Genomic DNA, 302 nt, shown 5'->3' with positions numbered 1-302 from the left:
TGCAGCGTTTCAGTTATCGTACGACCTAGCAGAACCAAAGGCTGGTTGTTCGATTGATTGATTTCCAGCTTATCACCATCAAGACTAATCATTTTCTGCTCGGCAAATTCATGCAGTGTTTTAACGACCAATTCATCTAACTCGTCTTCTTGGTAACTTAAGAACAACTCTTTCTTCAAGAATGGGTAGATTTGCGCGACATTCGCTTGAATCTTGGCTACCGAAAGGTTGCGCTGACGAATGAGCATTTGGGCAATTAATGACGGCAGAGCGAACAAGTGAATGATGTTGTTGCGATAGTA

1 pseudogene is annotated in these 302 nt (G+C 42.4%); it reads right to left on the bottom strand.

Annotated elements, in window-relative coordinates:
• Positions 1 to 302, bottom strand: a pseudogene (locus tag IQR33_RS06655) (glycerol-3-phosphate 1-O-acyltransferase); the annotation flags it as partial.

Origin of the sequence: Vibrio sp. OPT46, from assembly GCF_015163535.1 — a bacterium.
Classification (GTDB): Bacteria; Pseudomonadota; Gammaproteobacteria; order Enterobacterales; family Vibrionaceae; genus Vibrio; species Vibrio alginolyticus.
Note: the sequence above shows the minus strand (reverse complement) of the source record. Positions and strands in the feature narration are given on the sequence as shown.